The following is a 16,872-nucleotide window of genomic DNA, read 5'->3' as shown; positions in this document are numbered from 1 at the left end:
CCACGTCTCAGATCCCGCTCCGACCCGCTCGGGGCGCACCAGCGACCGACCGCTCCTGGTCGGTCACGGCCCAGACAAGGGAGTCACCGTGTTGACGCATCTCCGCCCGTCTCGCCCCCGCCGCCGCGCCCTCGCGGTCGGCGCAGGCGTGGCGACCCTCGCGCTCGCCCTGACCGCGTGCTCGTCCGGCTCGTCCGGCTCGTCCGACGCCAAGACGCAGGACCCGAACGAGAAGATCACGCTCACCGTCGCGACCTTCAACAACTTCGGCTACACCCAGGACCTCCTGGACGAGTACACGAAGGCGCACCCGAACGTCACGATCAAGCAGACGATCGCCGCGACCTCGGACGACGCGAAGAACAACTTCACGACCAAGCTCGCCGCGGGCGGCGCCGGCCTCGCCGACGTCCAGGCCGTCGACGTCGACTGGATGCCGATCGTGCTCCAGTACGAGAACAAGTTCACTGACCTGACGGACGACTCCCTCAAGGACCGCTGGCTCCAGTGGAAGACGGCGCAGGCCACCGCGCCCGACGGCAAGCTCCTCGGCTACGGCACGGACATCGGCCCGGAGGCCATCTGCTACCGCCAGGACCTGTTCGCGAAGTACGGCCTGCCGTCCGATCCCGACAAGGTCGCCGAGCTGCTCGGCGGCGCGGACTCCACCTGGGACAAGTACTTCTCCGTCGGCGAGGACTTCGTGCAGAAGTCCGGCGGCAAGGTCGCCTGGTACGACAGCTCCGAGGGCACCTACCAGGCCATGGTCGGTCAGATCGCCAACCCGTACGAGGAGTCGACGGGCACGCCCAAGGACCTCGCGACCAACCAGACCATCAAGGACCTCTTCACGAAGGTCGCGACCGAGTCCAAGGACAAGGGCCTGTCGGCGCACAACCAGGAGTGGAGCGACGACTGGAGCAAGTCCTTCCAGAACGACGCCTTCGCCACGATGGCCTGCCCGCCGTGGATGACCGGCTCGATCGAGGACAACGCCGGTGGCGTCAAGGGCTGGAACGTCGCGAACGTCTTCCCCGGCGGCGGCGGCAACTGGGGCGGCTCGTTCCTCGTCGTCCCGGCTGCGGGCAAGCACACGGCCGCGGCCAAGGAGTTCGCCGCGTGGCTGACCGCTCCTGACCAGCAGGTCGGCGCGTTCAAGGAGGCCGGCAACTACCCGAGCCAGGTCGACGCCGAGGTCTCGGACACCGTGTCGAGCTCGACGAACGACTTCTTCAACAACGCGCCCGTCGGCAAGATCTTCGCCGACCGCGCCAAGGCCGTGACCGTGACCCCCTTCAAGGGCCAGAACTACTTCACGATCAACAAGGCAGTGACCGACGCCCTCGTCGCCTACGACGTCCAGGGCAAGGGCACCGTCGACAGCAACTGGAACGCCGCCGTCGACGCGTACAAGGCTCTCGGCCTCGGCTGACGCCTGACCGACCGGCACGCACCCCGGTCGGCACAGGGCCCGCGGGGCCCGTCCTGCGAAGGACGGGCCCCGTCGGGCCGCCCCACCCGTGAACCGCACCTGTCAGCGAGGAACCCATGGCCGCCGACGTGACCGTCACCGAGCCCGCGTCGCCCGCGACGCCCCCGACCCCGCCGCGCCACGGCCGCGGCGAGAAGAGCCCCCGCCGCGTCGGCCTCTCCCAGACGCTGAGCCGCTGGGACGTCAAGGTCTCGCCGTACCTCTACATCTCGCCGTTCTTCGTGCTCTTCGCGATCACCGGCCTGTTCCCCCTGCTCTACACCGGGTGGATCTCGCTGCGGAACTGGACGCTCATCGGTGGCGACGCCGGACCCGCCGGGTTCGACAACTTCACGGCCGTGTTCCAGCAGGACGAGTTCTGGCTCTCCCTGCGGAACACGTTCATGATCTTCCTGCTGTCGAGCGTGCCGCAGATGGTCGTTGCGATCATCCTCGCGGCGCTGCTCCACCAGAACATCCGCGCCAAGACCTTCTGGCGCATGGGCGTCCTCGTGCCCTACATCGTGGCGCCCGTCGCGGTCGGCATGATCTTCAGCCAGCTCTTCTCCGACCAGTACGGCGTCGTCAACGAGCTGCTCAACGCGGTCGGCCTGCCGTCCGTCGGGTGGCACAAGGACACGTTCGCCGCCTGGTCCGCGATCGCCACCATGGTGAACTTCCGCTGGACCGGCTACAACACCCTGATCTTCCTGGCTGCGATGCAGGCCGTCCCGCAGGACCTCTACGAGGCCGCGGTGCTCGACGGCGCCGGCCGGGTGCGGCAGTTCTTCTCGATCACGCTCCCGCAGATCCGCGCCACCCTCATCTTCGTGATCATCACGTCGACGATCGGCGGCCTGCAGATCTTCGACGAGCCGCGAGTCTTCGACGTGACCGGCACCGGCGGCCCGAGCCACCAGTGGGAGACCACGACCATGTACCTGTGGAACCTCGGCTGGGGCCCGCAGCAGAACATGGGCCGCGCCGCCGCGGTGGCCTGGATCCTGTTCGTCGTGATCGTCCTCATCGGCATCGTCAACTACCTCATCTCGAGCCGGATCTCGTCCGGTGAGACCCGGCAGAAGAAGGGCCGCGGCTCGCGGCGCCGCCGCACGCCGATCGCCGCCGACATGAAGGGAGACCTCCTGTGAGCTCCGTCCCCGTCATCGCCCAGACCGCCGGCAAGGGTGCGGCCCGCGCCGCCGCCCGCAAGCGCGGCGGAGGCTTCGGCCCCGAGCGCCGCCCCCGCTGGCTGACCTACACGATCCTCGCGGTCGTGTTCGTCATCTCGATCTTCCCGCTGTACTACACGCTGCTGCTCGGCTCGTCCGACCAGGTGTCGATCTCGCGCAGCGTCATCCCGCAGTGGCTGCCCGACGCGAGCATCTTCGGCAAGTTCGGCGACATCATCTCGAGCGACGCGTTCAACTTCCCGCGCGCGCTGACGAACTCGATCATCATCTCGGTCGTCACATCGATCTCGGTCGTGCTGTTCTCGACGCTCGCGGGCTTCGCCTTCGCGAAGCTTCGCTTCAAGGGGCGCCGCGGCCTGCTCGTCTTCGTCATCGCGACGACGGCCGTGCCGACCCAGCTCGGCGTCATCCCGCTGTACATCATCACGACGCAGCTCGGCTGGAACGACAAGATCATCGCCGTCATCGTGCCGGCGCTCGTCTCCGCGTTCGGCGTGTTCTGGATGACCCAGTACCTCGAGTCCGCCCTGCCGTTCGAGCTCATCGAGGCGGCGCGCGTCGACGGCGCGTCCATGATCCGCACGTTCTGGTCGATCGCGCTGCCCGCGGCGCGCCCCGCAGCGGCGATGCTCGCTCTGTTCACCTTCATCCAGCAGTGGACGAACTTCTTCTGGCCGTCCATCGTCCTGAGCCAGGACAACGCCACACTTCCCGTCGTGGTGAAGCTGCTCCAGGGCAACTACCACACCGACTACTCCCTGGTCATGGCCGGCGTGTTCCTCACGACCGTCCCGCTGATCCTCGTCTTCCTCGTCGCCGGGCGTCAGCTCGTGGCGGGCATCATGCAAGGAGCCGTGAAGGGATGACCTCCCCCACGCACAGCCCCCGCACCCCCGCAGGGATCCCCGACCCGTTCGCGGGTCCCGCCTGCGGTGACGGCCGCGTCCAGATGCCTGAGGGCTTCCTGTGGGGCGCCGCCACCGCGGCGTTCCAGATCGAGGGCGCCACCACCGAGGACGGCCGCCGCGACAGCATCTGGGACGCGTTCGCCCGCGTCCCGGGCGCAGTCCTGGACGGCGACGACGGCTCGGTCGCGTGCGACCACTACCACCGCTACCGCGACGACGTGGCGCTCATGGCCTCCATGAACCTCGCGACGTACCGCTTCTCAACGTCGTGGGCGCGCGTGCGGCCGGACGGCGGGCCGGTGAACCCGAAGGGCCTCGACTTCTACTCGCGCCTCGTGGACGAGCTGCTCGACCACGACATCATGCCGTGGGTCACGCTGTACCACTGGGACCTGCCGCAGGCCCTCGAGGAGCAGGGCGGCTGGGCGAACCGCGACACCGCGTACCGGTTCGCCGACTACGCCCGGGACGTGCACGCCGCTCTGGGCGACCGCGTGGGCGTGTGGACGACGCTCAACGAGCCGTGGTGCTCGTCCTTCCTGTCGTACACGGCCGGAGCGCACGCCCCGGGACGCCAGTCGCCCGCCGACGGGCTCGCGGCCGCGCACCACCTCATGCTCGGGCACGGCCTCGCGATCTCCGAGCTGCGCTCGCTCGCGCCGGCCGCCAACCTCGGCATCACGCTCAACCTCACCGTGGCCGACCCGGTCGACCCCGAGGACGCCGGCGACCGCGACGCGGCGCGTCGCATCGACGCCGGGTTCAACCGGGTCTTCCTCGACCCGATCCTGCGCGGCGAGTATCCCGTCGACCTGGTCGACGACCTGCGCCAGGTCGGGCTCGGCGAGCACCTCGACGCGCTCGTCCACGACGGCGACCTCGCGACGATCTCCACCCCGATCGACACGCTCGGCGTGAACTACTACCACGGCGAGGCCGCGTCGTTCCGCGCGCCGGAGACCGTCCTCGACGGCAGCGCGCCCGTCAGCCGGGCCACGTCGAACCCCTACCCCGGCGCCGCGGACGTCCACATCCACCCGCGGGGCCTGCCCGTCACCGCGCAGAACTGGGAGGTCCAGCCCGAGGGCCTGACCCGCCTGCTGCGTCGCGTGCACGACGAGTACACGGGCGAGCGCGGCATCGCGCTCTACGTCACCGAGAACGGGTCCGCGTACGACGACGTCGTCCTGCCCGACGGGAGCGTCGACGACGCCGACCGGCTCGCGTTCGTCGACGCGCACCTGCGCGCCATCAAGGACGCGGCCGACGCGGGTGTGGACGTGCGCGGCTACTTCGCGTGGTCGCTCATGGACAACTTCGAGTGGGCGTGGGGCTACTCGCAGCGGTTCGGTGTGGTCCGGGTCGACTACGAGACGCAGGAACGCACCATCAAGTCGAGCGGTCTCTGGTACGCGGACGTCGCCCGCGACAACGCGCTGCCTGCGCGGGGCTGACGCCGTGCGGTTGGTGGGGGGCGCGGACGACGGGATGATGTACCGGTGAGCCCCCAGCAGCCGATGACGGCACCCACGCTCGACGAGGTCGCCGTCGCAGCCGGGGTGTCGCGCTCGACCGCGTCGCGCGCCATCAACGGCGGCGAGAAGGTGTCGCCCGAGGCGCAGGCGGCCGTCGACGCCGCGGTGGCGCGGCTCGGCTACACGCCGAACCGCGCCGCCCGGTCCCTCGTGACCCGGCGTACCGGATCGATCGCGCTCGTCATCCCCGAGCCCGACGGCCGCGTGCTGGCCGACCCGTTCCTCGCAGGGACGCTGCGCGGCATGAGCCAGGCGCTCGAGCCGACCGACCTGCAGCTCGTGCTGCTCATCGACCGACCCGGGCACCACTCCGACCGGATCGTGCGGTACCTGCGCGGCGGCCACGTCGACGGCGCGATCATCGCGTCGCACCACGCGGGCGACGACCTCGAGGTCGCGGTCCGCGGTCTGCCGGCCGTGTTCATCGGGCGTCCCTACGTCGCGACCGAGGGCATCCTCTACGTCGACGTCGACAACGTGGCCGGGTCGCGCATGGCCGCCGAGCGGCTCGTCGCCGCCGGGCGCCGACGCATCGCGACGATCACGGGGCCGTCCGACATGGGCGTCGCCCAGGACCGCGTCGAGGGCTGGCGTGCTGCTCTCACCGCCGCCGGGCTCGACGCCGACCTGTCCGCGGACGGCGACTTCACGCTCACCGGCGGCGCGCTCGCCATGCAGGACCTGCTCGCGCGCGACCCCGAGATCGACGGCGTCTTCGCGGCGTCAGACCTCATGGCGCAGGGCGCGATGCGCGTGCTGCAGACGGCAGGCCGCTCCGTGCCGCGCGACGTCTCCGTCGTCGGGTTCGACGACCTCGGGATCGCCGCGTCCACGGCACCGGCCCTCACGACCATCCGCAACCCCGTCGAGGAGATGGTCCGCACCGCCGCCGACGTGCTGCTCGACGACCTCGAGGGCCGCGGCCGGGCCACCCGGCCCGTGCTGTTCAGCGCGCAGCTCGTGGAGCGTGCGTCGGTCTGACGCGCGCTCCACGCCGACGATCCCGCGGTAACCTGCCCGGATGCGCCGTACCGGTGTCGCGTCCGGCTCACCGCCTGCTCCCGCACGACCGCCAGCAGCTCCCGCTCGCCGCCCGCGACGACACGCTGGTGAGCACGGTGACGCCTCCGACGCTCTGCCGCTGCCTCCCTCAGCCCGGGGGCCGCGCCGACGACGCGGACGCGCCCGGTGACCTTCCCCACCCGCACCCTTGCTGGGAACGACGTGTGACGTTCGTGCGCTACGTCGCTGACCGTCACGGTGACGCCGGCGGTGCGCGCGGCGCGGCGGACGCGGCCGACCTCGACGGGCAGCGCGCCGTCGCCGACGCGCTCCCGGACGTCAGTCCTCGGAGGGGCCGTTCGTCCGACGGCGCACCACGAAGCAGCCGGCTGCCGCGCCCAGCGCCACGACCGCGAGGGCGGAGAGCCCGATCCCGAGCGCGGACGAGCCGGCGTCGGCCGTGACAGGTGCCGCGAGCGGGTCGGCGGCCGAACCGCCCGCGGCGGCCAGCGGCGCCCCTGCGGCGGCCGCGTCGTCGCCAGGACCGCCGTCGCCCGCGGTCGCCGCGTCGGGACGGACCGAGGCGGTACCGCTCCCGTCGGCTCCGCCCGGGGCGGAGACCGCACCGGGCGCCGCGGCCGCCGACGAGTTCAGGCCCGAAGGACGCGCGGTACCCGCCGCGCCACCGTCACCCGAGCCGGCTGCGTCACCCGCGCCGTCGCCCGAGCCGGTGCCGCTCCCCGCCGCCCCGGCGCCTCCACCCGGGGCGGGGTCCGCACCGGACGGGGAGCAGCTCCCCACCACCACGGGCTCCGCGCGGACGACGCGCGGCGCGTCGGCGTCGGCCAGGCTCGGCACGTACGTCCCGGCCGCGACCCCGGGGAAGACCACGCTCGTGGCCGTCGCGGTCGCGTGCAGCGCCGTGGACCGGGCGCCGTCGTCGGAGCCGCCGGACCGGGCGAGCCCGACGACGTAGTCACGTCCCGGCACCAGGTCGGCCAGCACGACGGACACGCCGGCGAGCCCGTCCGGCGTGCAGGCGGTGGGCGCCGCGGTCACCGCCGCCCGTGCCGCACAGCCCGGGACGGGCACGTCGACGGTGCGGGAGAGGACGCCGTTGGTCTGGTCCGTGACCCGCACCTGGTAGTCCGTCCCGGCGTGGAGCAGGCTGAAGGTCTTGAGCTCTGTCGGCGCGTTGCGGAACTGGAAGTGCGTGACCACGTCACCCTCGTGCAGCACCTCCACGAGGTAGGTGACGTGCGCGCGCAGGTTCGTCATCGTCAGGTCGATCGACTGCTTCTCCGCCTGCCAGTCGTAGGCGCACACCGTGGTCGTGGCGGCCACGTCGACCGGCGAGCACGGGACCGTCGGGCCGGTCACCTCGACGTCCCCGCCGATCCCGGGCGTGAACGTCCGTCCCCCGCTGTCGGCCGCGTACGAGTTGACCTCCACGGTGTAGTCGTGCGGCACGTCGGGCTCGAACAGGTAGACGCCCGGGAAGCTGCCCTTGAACTCGGTCCAGCCGTCGTCTCCGCCGTCGGTCTGCCCCTCACCGTCCACGACGATGCGCACCTCACCCTTGTCGACGTACCCGTGCGGCTTGACCACGAGCCCCGAGCACGTGGCAGCGACACCGGGCGTCTCGTCGGCCCGGGCGTCGGACGCCTGCGCGACCTGCGCCCCCAGGAGAGCGAGGAAGCCCAGGAGGGCGACGGTGGCGCCGCGCACGAGGCGGCCCCAGGGCGCGCTGACGGTCAGCGGTGCGGGGTGGTCCATGGTTCTCCGAGGTCGGGTGAGGGGTCGGGGACGGGACGACGGTCAGTGACCGGTCGGGTCCCACCCGTCGCTGCCGGCGAGGTAGGTGCGCGCGGTGAAGCCCGCCGCGGCCGCGTCGTCGAGCTGCGGCCGGTTGGCGCCGGTGCCCGCGCCGGGCCCGGTGTTCGCGTACTCGAAGAACCGGCCCGAGGTCCACAGCGCGGTGGACGAGTAGTCCTTCCACGGCTGTCCCGTCACGAGGGCGGCCGGCAGGCTCGTCCCCCGCACCACGACCTGGGCCTGGGCGGTCGCGTTCTCCGGGTACGGGCGACCCAGGTAGAACGAGCCGGCGGCGCCGTCCGCCGTGATCGAGCTGTCGGTGACGAGGAACCCGAACGGCGACGCCGACGCGACGGACGAGTCGGTGATCGCCGCCCCCGAGCGGGCCAGGACGTGGATCTCGCTGTGGTCGACGACCGTCACGGCGCGGCCCAGCAGGAGGTCGGCACCACCCTCGAGGTACGAGTCGGTGATATAGACCCGGCTGTACGTCGTGACGTTGGCGGTCGAGACCTGCACGGCCTTCGCGTCACCGAGCAGGCGGACGTGGTCCACCACCTGCTTGTCACCGGACTTCACCTGCAGCGCCGTCGCCTGGGCACCGGACGTCGCCGCGACGCTCTGCAGCGTGAGGTCCTGGAAGGTCCAGGACGCGCCCGACACGGTCGCCGTCGCGGTGGCGCCGCCGGGCGCCGTGACGACCACGTCCTTCGGGTCGCCCGTCGCGCCGACGACCTTGACGCCGTAGCGGTTGCCCGACGCGATCGCACCGCTGTACGTCCCGGGGAGCACGAGCACCGTGCGGTACCCCTGGGTCGTGAAGTCGGCGTTGTTCGGGAGCGAGTCGATCCCGGCCTGGACGGTCGTGGCGTCGCCGCCCCCGGCCGGGTCGACGAGGACGTCGACCTTCACCGGGACGACGGTCGCGGGCGCCGACGCGGCGGAGCGGTTCCCCGAGGCGTCGACCGCGACCACGGCGTACCGGTAGCTGGTGCCGACCGTGACCGAGGTGTCGGTCCACGACCGCGTCGTGGCGCCGACGGTCGCGACCACGGTGCCGTCGCGCACCACGTCGTACGTGGCCAGGTCGTCCGCGTCGACCGGGGCCCACGCGACCGTGACCGAGCCCTTGCCGAGGACGGTCGACACGGACGTCGGGGCCGCGGGAGCCTCGCCGTCGCCTGGCGTGGGCACCGCGACGACCGCGTCGGACCGGGAGGACTCGTTGCCGAAGACGTCCACCGCGGTGACCGTGTAGCGGTACGACGTGCCGTCGACGAGCCCCGTGTCGGTGAACCGCGGGGTGCTCACGAGCGTGGCGTCGGCGCGCTCGCCGTCGCGGTACACGTGGTACCCGGCCAGGTCGCTCTCCGTGCTCGCGGGCCACGACAGGGTGACCTTCGCCTCGCCGCCGACTGCCGTGACGCCGGTCGGCGCCGCGGGCGCCACGGTGTCGGCGGACGTGACGTCGAGGGCGGCGCCCGCCGACGCGTTGCCCAGGGTGTCGAGCGACACCACCAGGTAGTGGTACGTCGTGCCGTCGACGAGGCCCGAGTCCTTCCAGGAGTCGACGGCGCCGAGCGTCGCGACGAGCGCGGACGGCGTGGCGGTCACGCTGCCCGTCGACCGGTAGACCCGGTACCCCGCGAGGTCGGCGTCGGTGGGCGGCACCCAGGTCAGGCGCGCAGAGCCGTCGGCCGCCGTCGCGGCGAGGCCCGTGACGTCCGCCGGTGCCCGGACGTCGTCCGGCACGGCCGGGTCGGCGACCGCGGGGTACCAGGTGGGGCTGCCGAGCCAGTCCTCGACGGTGACGCCGAGAGACTCCGCGGGGCTGAGCTGAGGCCGGACGGCCCCGGTCGCGGCCCCTGCCCCGGTGTTGCCGAACTCGGCGAACCGCCCGAGCGTCCACGGCTCGCCGGCGGGACCCGTCCCCCAGGCCGCGGACGCGACGCCGGCGCCGAGGTCGGTGTCGCGCACGACGGCCTGACCCACGGACCGCGGCGTGTAGGTGTCGGCCCAGGCCCGGTACGGACGTCCGAGCTGGACGTTCGTGGCGCCCGGGGTCTCGACCCGCGAGCCGACCAGCAGGAAGCCCTTGAACGACTCGGCCGTGCTGGGCGTCAGGACGGTGCCGTTGGTCCGGACCCGGACCGTCGAGTCGTGCACGACGAGCGTGGCGCGCCCGAGGAGGACGTCGTTCCCGCCCACGACCGTGGACCCGGTGATCATCTGACGGGCCGAGGCGGTGTACGTCGAGGTGTCGGCGAACACGGTGCGGTTCCCGCTGCTGGAGAGCACGGCGTCTTCGACGAGCACCTTGTCGGCGGTCATCGACAGAGCCGGTGCCGTCCCGGACGCCGTCGTGTTCTGGACGGTCAGGCCCCGGACGGTGACGCCCGAGCCGGTGACCGCGAGGGTCGCCGTCGAGGTCGCGTTCGTCAGGACGACCGCGTCACGGTCGTCCCCGCCGCCGATGACGGTCGTGTCCTTGCGGCTGACGGTCGTCGTCCCGGCATACGTGCCGGGCTCGACCTCGACCACCCAGGCGCCCGACGCGGGGGCGGCCGCGAGCGCGGCGCCGAGCGTCGTGTAGTCACCCGACCCGTCGGCAGCGACCGTGGCGTCGACGTGCAGCACCGGCGTGGCGGTCACGGCGCCGGACGGCTTGGACCGCTGGCCCGCGGCGTCGACCGCCTCGACGGTGTACCGGTACGCCGTGCCGTCCACGACGTCGGAGTCGGCGTAGGAGGCACCGAAGGTCGTCGCGACCTCCGCCCCGTCACGCAGCACCACGTACCCGGTGACGTCGTGCTCGCTGCTCTCGTCCCACGTCAGCGTGACCTTGCCGCTGTCCGGCGAGGCCACGAGCCCGCGCGGGGCCGCGGGCGCGGTGTCCGCACCGGCGACGACGCGCGGCTGCCACCCGTCGGTGCCGGCGAGCCAGTCGGCGACGTTCGCCGAGCCGGCCTGCGCCGCCGTGAGCTGCGGGCGGTTCGCCGTGACGCGCGCACCCGGACCCGTGTTGGCGTACTCGAAGAACCGCCCGTCCGTCCACGCGTTGGGCGCGAAGTCCGTCCACGGCTTGTCGACGGTGAGCCCGGCACCGAGCCACGTGTTGCGGATGACGACCTGACCGCGGGAGGTGTCCGGCTGGGTGCCGTCGCTCCACGCCGGCCACGGGCGCCCGAGGTTGTAGGTCCCGGGGTCGTTGTCGGACGCGATGCGACTGTCGACGACGAGGTACCCGCGGGCCTTCGACGCGGTGCTGGGCGCGAAGACCGCTCCCCCGCTGTGCACGGTCGCGTGGAACGTGACGCGCTCGAACGCCGCGGACGCGCGGCCGAACACGAAGTCCACGTCGCCCTCGATGGAGCTGTCGACGTAGTACTGGCGCGGGTACCCCGAGCCGTCGGCGGTGATGTTGCCGCTCGCGTCCGCCTCGAGGGTGTCCTGCGTGCTGACGAGCCGGACGTCACGGTAGACCTGGCGGTCACCGATGGCGCGCAGCGCGACGGCCTGGGTGTTGTTCGGGCCGATCTCGGGGTGGCGAGCCGGGTCGAACGTGTTGGAGATCGTCAGGTCGCGGACCTGCACGCCGCTGCCCGACAGGGTCACGGTCGCCGAGCCGCCGGTGCCGCACGTCACCGAGGTGACCTGGGGGCACGTGGTGGCGCTGCGCGTGGTGCCGTTCGCGTTGTCGAACGTGATCGCGACGTCCGTCGGGTCGCCGGTCGCGCCGGCCAGGAGCACGTTGCTCGACCGTCCGACCACGACCTCCCGGTACGTCCCGGGCTCCACGACGACCACCTTGGGCTTGGCCGCGGTGCCGGCGCCGACGGCGTCGAGCGCCGCCTGCACCGACGTGTAGTCACCCGTGCCGTCCGCAGCGACCGTCGCGTCGGCCACGAGGGGACGCTCGGCGGGCGTCGCGGTCACCGGGCCGGACGCGGGGCCCGTCTGGCCGGCACGGTCCACCGCCACGACCTCGTAGGTGTACCGGGTGCCGTCCGCGAGGTCACGGTCGGTCAGCTCGGACTTCTGGACCTCCGCCACGAGGTTCGCCACCGTGGCCGCCGGGTGGGCGTCGGTCGTGGAGCGGTAGACCCGGTAGGTGGTCACGTCCGCCGCGGGGGCGTCGTCCCAGTCGAGGGCGACGAGACCCTCGTCCGGGTTCGCCGCGAGGCCGGTCACGGCCGCCGGGGCCGTGTCCTCGCCGGCGGGCACCGTCGGGTCCCAGCCGTCCGTCCCCGCCAGATAGGACTGGGCGGTGCGGCCGGCGGCGGCGGCGTCCGACAGCTGCGCGCGGTCCGTCGACGCGACCGCGCCGGGGCCGTCGTTGTGGTACTCGGAGAACCGCGCCGACCGCCACGAGGTGGTGGTGCCGGAGTTCACCATGTCGGTCCACGCCGTGGCGGACACGACCGGTCCGAGCCAGCTGTCGCGGACCGTCACCTGGCCGAGCGCGTTCGTGTCGGCGACGGAGGTCCCGTCGGCGAGCTTCTGACCGGGCTGCCAGGGGCGGCCGAGGTTCTGCGACGCGTCGGGCGCGGTGCCGATGATGCGGCTGTGCGTGATGAGGAAGCCGAACGGGTTGGACACGTCCGTGCTGGCCGCCGTGACCGCGCCGTTGGGCGACGTCCCGTGGTCGAGGACGTGCAGCGTGCTGTCGTCGATCACGACGGTCCCACGCCCGAACACGAAGTCGACGTCGCCCTCGATGACGCTGTCGTACACGTACGTGCGAGCGACGCTGGTCGCCGCAGGGCTGTTCGCGTACAGGGTGTCCTGGTTGCCGAGCAGCCGGACGTTCGTGTAGACGAGCCGGTCGCCCGTGGTGCGCAGCGCGACCGCCTGGCCGTTCGCGTAGGTGCCCTCGACGTACGCGTTCTCGACCGTGAGGTCGCGCAGCTGCACGTTCGAGCCCGTGATCACGAGGGTCGCGCTGCCCGCGGTCCCGTAGGTGTCGGCCACGCCGTCGGTCGTGGTGCCGGTCGGCGTGCCGGCCGCGTGGTTCCCGGTGATGACGACGTCCGAGGCCGTCCCGGTGGCGCCGACGAGGACGGTGTAGGGCTTGCTCACGGTGTCGTACTCGGCGTAGCGGCCCGCCGCGAGCTGAATGACGGTCGGGTCGGTCGCGGTCCCCGCGGGTGCCGCCGCCAGGGCGTCGGAGAGCGTCCGGAAGCTCGTCGCGGACGTCGGGGCGGACGCGTCGACCGTGTAGTCGACCACGAGCCGGGCGGCCTCGACGGTCACCGTCACCGGGTCGCTCGTCGGGGAGGCCGTGCCGTCCCGGGTGTCGGCGGTGACGACGTACCGGTAGGTCGCGCCGTTCTCGACGCTCGTGTCGCTGTAGGTGGGCTGGTCGGTCGTGCCGACCTTCGTGAACGCACCGGTGTCGTCCGCCCGGTACACGGTCCAGCCGACGACGTCCGCGGACTCGTCGTCGTCCCAGGTGAGGTGGGCCACGCGCAGGTCGCTCGCCGCGACGACGCCCGTGGGAGCACCGGGCACGACCGTGGACGGCGGCAGGACCGGGTCCCAGCCGTCCTTGCCGGCGAGGTACTTCTCGGGCGTGGCGTTCTCGGCGTCCTTGTCGGTCAGCTGAGGACGGTCGGGACCGGTCCCCGCGCCGGGGCCGACGTTGGCGTACTCGTCGAACCGTGCCCCGGTCCAGCTGAAGTTGACCTTGACGCCGCTCGAGTTCGCGGTGGCCATGTCGTCCCACGGGGCCGCGGTGTCGAGCGCGGCGGGCAGCCACGTGTCCCGGACGACGACGGATCCCAGCGCGTCGGGGTCGGCGCTCGGGTGCCACGGCCGGCCCAGGTTGATCGTGCCGTCCGCGGCGTCGCTGACGAGCTTGGAGTCGGTGATGAGGAAGCCGTACTTGCTGCCGGTGTCGGTGCTCGCCGCGGTGAGGTAGCCGTTGGTCGACTTGCCCCGGTCGAGCGCCCGGAAGGTCACGTGGTCGAACACCGCGGTGGCCGCACCGAAGACGAAGTCGACGTCGCCCTCGATGTACGAGTTGACGTAGTACTGACGGATGCGGGTCGTGGGCTTGGGCGTGTCGGCGAGCAGGGTGTCCTGGTTGCCGACGAGGCGGATCGAGTCGCCCACGAAGCGGTCGCCCTCGACGCGGAGCGCGACGGCCTGCTGCGAGGTGATGTCGGGGTGGGCCGACTCGTCGAACGTGTTGGCGACCGTGAGGTTGCGCAGCGTGACGTCCGAGCCGTCGACGCGGACGACGGCGCTGCCGGCCGTGCCCAGGGTCTCCCCGGGCTCGGCGGGGTCCGGGCTGCCGGACGCCTGGTCGGCCTCGATGACGGTGGCCGCGGCCGAGCCGCCGGTGCCGTGGAGCGTGACGTACGGCGACCGGATGCGGAGCACCTCGTCGTACGTGCCGGGGTCGATGTCGATGCGGTACCGCTGCAGCGTGAAGCGCGGCACGCTGTCGAGCGCGGCGCCGATCGTCGTGAACTGCTTGCCGGCGCCGACGGTGAGCACGTTCTCGACGACCGGCAGCGGGACGGGGGTCGTGAGCGAGGTGCCGGACACGGTGCTCGAGAAGCTCGAGGTGTTCCCGACCTGGTCGACGGTCAGGACCTTGTAGTACACCGTGACGCCCTTCGGGGCGCTGGAGTCCACGAACCGGGGGGCCGCCCCGGCGTCGGCCGCGGTGACGTTGGCGACGAGCGCGAAGCCCGTCGAGGACGACGTCGTGTTGCGGTACACGGCGTAGCCGGCGACGTCGAGGTCCTTCGGGGCCGTCCACGCGAGGTCGAGGCCCGCCGTCGGGTCCTGGGTGACCTTGAACGACGTCGGCGCGCCGGGGGCGACCATCTTGTTGTCCGCGGTGACGGCGAGGTAGGCCTTCGACTCGTTGCCCGAGGTGTCGACGGCACGCAGGCGGTAGTACCCCGTCACGCCCTCGGTCACGCTCGGGTCGGTGAAGGTCGGCAGCGTGAGCAGGTCACCGCCGGGGCCGGGCACGTACGGCGCGTAGACGTGGGTGTCCTCGTCGCGCTTGAGGACCGTGTACCCGGCGAGGTCCTTGTCGGCGTTGGCCTTCCAGGTGATCGTCACACCGCCGGACGGCAGGATCGTGGCCTTGGCGCTCTGCGGCGTCGCGGGCCGGACCGTGTCACCGGGCACGTCGACGGAGGCCGTCGCCGGGGCGGACGAACCGGCCGCGTTGACCGCCGACACCCGGTAGCGGACGGTGGTGCGCGCGGGCGCGGCGGCGTCGGCGTAGGTGGTGCTCGTCGTGGTGGCGACCTGCGTGTAGGGTCCGTCGGCCGAGGTGGCGCGCGCCACGGTGTAGCTCGTGGCGCCGCTCGCCGCGGTCCAGCTGAGGGTGACGCCGCCGCTCGCGGGCGCCGTCGCCGTGAGCGACGTCGGGGCGGACGGCGCGACGGGGACGACGGGGGCGCCCGCGGGGCGCTTGGCGCTCGCGGAGGCTGCCGACGAGGCGTTCCCGGTGAGGTCGAGCGCCGTCACGTGGTAGTACGACGTGACGCCGGCGGGCGCTGTGGTGTCCGTGTACGACGACGAGCCGGCGGCCGCGGCGAGGACCGTCCAGGGTCCGCTCGACCTCAGGGCGCGCTCGACGCGGTAGCCGGCGAGGTCGATCTCGTCGTTGTCGGCCCAGTCGAGGGCGATCCCGCTGCTCGACGCGGTGGCCTTGAGGCTCGAGACGGACGACGGCTTCGTCGTGTCGGTGGCGGTGACCGTCTTGACGCTCGAGAAGCCGGACGCGTTGCCGCTCTTGTCCACGGCCACCACGGCGTAGTAGGCCTTCGTCCCGACGGCGACGGTGGTGTCGGTCGCCATGAGGGACGTCGTGGACGCGACGAGCGTCGACGTGGCGAGCGTGGGGCTGGAGCTCGTGGACCGGTACACGCGGTAGGCCGCGAGGTCGCTCGCGGAGACCTTCCCCCAGGTGACGACGGTGCCGACGTGGCCGTAGTACGCCGCGCCGACGCTGCTGGGCTTGGACGGCGCGGTCGTGTCCGCGGCGAAGGCGGGCGTGACAGCGAGGCCACCCAGGGCGATGGCCCCGGCGGTCGCCCCGGCGACGATGACCCGGGTGCCGTGACGCGAGGCGCGAGCGGCGCCGACGACGGCGGCGGCGGCGACGCGGACCCGTCGCAGGGTGCCGGTGAGCGCGTCGGGCTCGGGACGAGGGGTGGGGCGAACGGTCACATCTGCTCCGCGGGGTACCCGGCACAGGATCGGCACAGGGGGGCGAACGGCCCTGTCGTGCCCTGGTCGGACGTCGACGACGACGCCGTCGGAGACGGTGCAGAGGTCGGCACGTCGGTGCCGGGGCCCGACGTTGGGCGGCCGAGAGGGCTCTCAGCGCGTGAACGCTAACATCGCGCCGGGCCGTCACCCTGTGATCGTGCACAAATTCACCCGGGCCGATGTCGCCCATGAGATTCCTTGACTGCGCGCTTGTTTTTTGCAAGTGTGGCGTGGGTCAGCATGTTCGGGCTTTCTGAGGGGAAGAGCACCATGACCGCGATGTTCGTCAACCTGCCGGTGACCGACCTCGAGCGCGCGAAGGGCTTCTACACCGCGCTCGGCTTCACCATCAACGACCAGTTCACCGACCACAACGCCGCGTGCGTCGTCGTCGAGGACGGCCACTCCTACTTCATGATCCTGGTCCGCGAGTTCCTGCAGACGTTCACGGACCTCCCGCTGGGCGACCCGGCCGTCCACCCGACCGTCGCGACCGCGATCTTCCTCGACAGCCGCGAGGCTGTCGACACCACCGCCGAGGCCGGTCTCGCCGCCGGCGGGTCCGAGGCCCGCGCCGCGTCCGACTACGGCTTCATGTACCAGCGTCAGCTCACCGACCCCGACGGCAACATCATCGAGCTCGGCTGGATGGACCCCGTCGCCGCGGCGGAGGGCCCCGAGGCGTTCGCCGCGCAGCAGGCCTGAAC

Annotated in this window: 8 protein-coding genes; 6 read left to right on the top strand and 2 right to left on the bottom strand. The window is 72.4% G+C overall.

Going from position 1 to position 16,872, the window contains the following annotated elements; genetic code table 11:
* The first annotated feature begins 88 nt into the window (after positions 1-88).
* The 5 genes from CLV34_RS08475 (at position 89) to CLV34_RS08455 (ending at position 6,088) form a co-directional block, all read left to right on the top strand.
* Positions 89-1,432, top strand: coding sequence for an ABC transporter substrate-binding protein (locus CLV34_RS08475; protein ID WP_100349783.1), 1,344 nt, complete (start codon positions 89-91; stop codon positions 1,430-1,432).
* A 116-nt stretch (positions 1,433-1,548) separates the two neighbouring features.
* On the top strand, positions 1,549-2,622 hold the full coding sequence (locus tag CLV34_RS08470; protein WP_100349782.1) for a carbohydrate ABC transporter permease: 1,074 nt from the start codon (positions 1,549-1,551) through the stop codon (positions 2,620-2,622).
* Positions 2,619-3,530, top strand: a complete 912-nt coding sequence (locus tag CLV34_RS08465) for a carbohydrate ABC transporter permease (RefSeq protein WP_100349781.1) — start codon at positions 2,619-2,621, stop codon at positions 3,528-3,530. The genes CLV34_RS08470 and CLV34_RS08465 overlap by 4 nt, the downstream gene beginning before the upstream one ends.
* Positions 3,527-5,026 carry a GH1 family beta-glucosidase gene (locus tag CLV34_RS08460; RefSeq protein ID WP_100349780.1) on the top strand — a complete coding sequence of 500 codons (1,500 nt, stop codon included), beginning with the start codon at positions 3,527-3,529 and terminating at the stop codon, positions 5,024-5,026. The genes CLV34_RS08465 and CLV34_RS08460 overlap by 4 nt, the downstream gene beginning before the upstream one ends.
* A gap of 63 nt (positions 5,027-5,089) precedes the next feature.
* Positions 5,090-6,088 (top strand): LacI family DNA-binding transcriptional regulator, encoded by a 999-nt coding sequence (locus CLV34_RS08455; protein WP_100349779.1) that lies wholly within the window; start codon positions 5,090-5,092, stop codon positions 6,086-6,088.
* Positions 6,089-6,448: 360 nt separating this feature from the next.
* On the opposite strand, the gene CLV34_RS08450 is transcribed toward CLV34_RS08455, so the two are convergent.
* Positions 6,449-7,885: a hypothetical protein gene (locus CLV34_RS08450; protein ID WP_100349778.1), complete on the bottom strand. Its 1,437-nt coding sequence runs from the start codon at positions 7,883-7,885 to the stop codon at positions 6,449-6,451.
* 42 nt (positions 7,886-7,927) lie between these two features.
* Positions 7,928-16,123, bottom strand: coding sequence for a pectinesterase family protein (locus tag CLV34_RS08445; protein WP_100349777.1), 8,196 nt, complete (start codon positions 16,121-16,123; stop codon positions 7,928-7,930).
* A 312-nt stretch (positions 16,124-16,435) separates the two neighbouring features.
* On the opposite strand from CLV34_RS08445, the gene CLV34_RS08440 reads away from it, so the two are divergent.
* A complete protein-coding gene (locus CLV34_RS08440) occupies positions 16,436-16,870 on the top strand; it encodes a VOC family protein (protein ID WP_100349776.1) in 435 nt (144 codons plus the stop codon).
* Positions 16,871-16,872 lie beyond the last annotated feature (2 nt).

It is taken from the genome of Luteimicrobium subarcticum, from assembly GCF_002798015.1.
Taxonomy (GTDB): Bacteria; Actinomycetota; Actinomycetes; order Actinomycetales; family Cellulomonadaceae; genus Luteimicrobium; species Luteimicrobium subarcticum.
The sequence above is the reverse complement of the archived record's forward strand: the minus strand, read 5'-3'. Positions and strand labels throughout refer to the sequence as shown.

What these genes read in the sequence shown, in the direction of transcription:
- CLV34_RS08470 (WP_100349782.1), top strand. Translation starts at nt 1,549, where the DNA reads ATGGCCGCCGACGTGACCGTCACCGAGCCCGCGTCGCCCGCGACGCCC.
- CLV34_RS08440 (WP_100349776.1), top strand. Translation starts at nt 16,436, where the DNA reads ATGACCGCGATGTTCGTCAACCTGCCGGTGACCGACCTCGAGCGCGCG.
- CLV34_RS08460 (WP_100349780.1), top strand. Translation starts at nt 3,527, where the DNA reads ATGACCTCCCCCACGCACAGCCCCCGCACCCCCGCAGGGATCCCCGAC.
- CLV34_RS08450 (WP_100349778.1), bottom strand. Translation starts at nt 7,885, where the DNA reads ATGGACCACCCCGCACCGCTGACCGTCAGCGCGCCCTGGGGCCGCCTC.
- CLV34_RS08455 (WP_100349779.1), top strand. Translation starts at nt 5,090, where the DNA reads ATGACGGCACCCACGCTCGACGAGGTCGCCGTCGCAGCCGGGGTGTCG.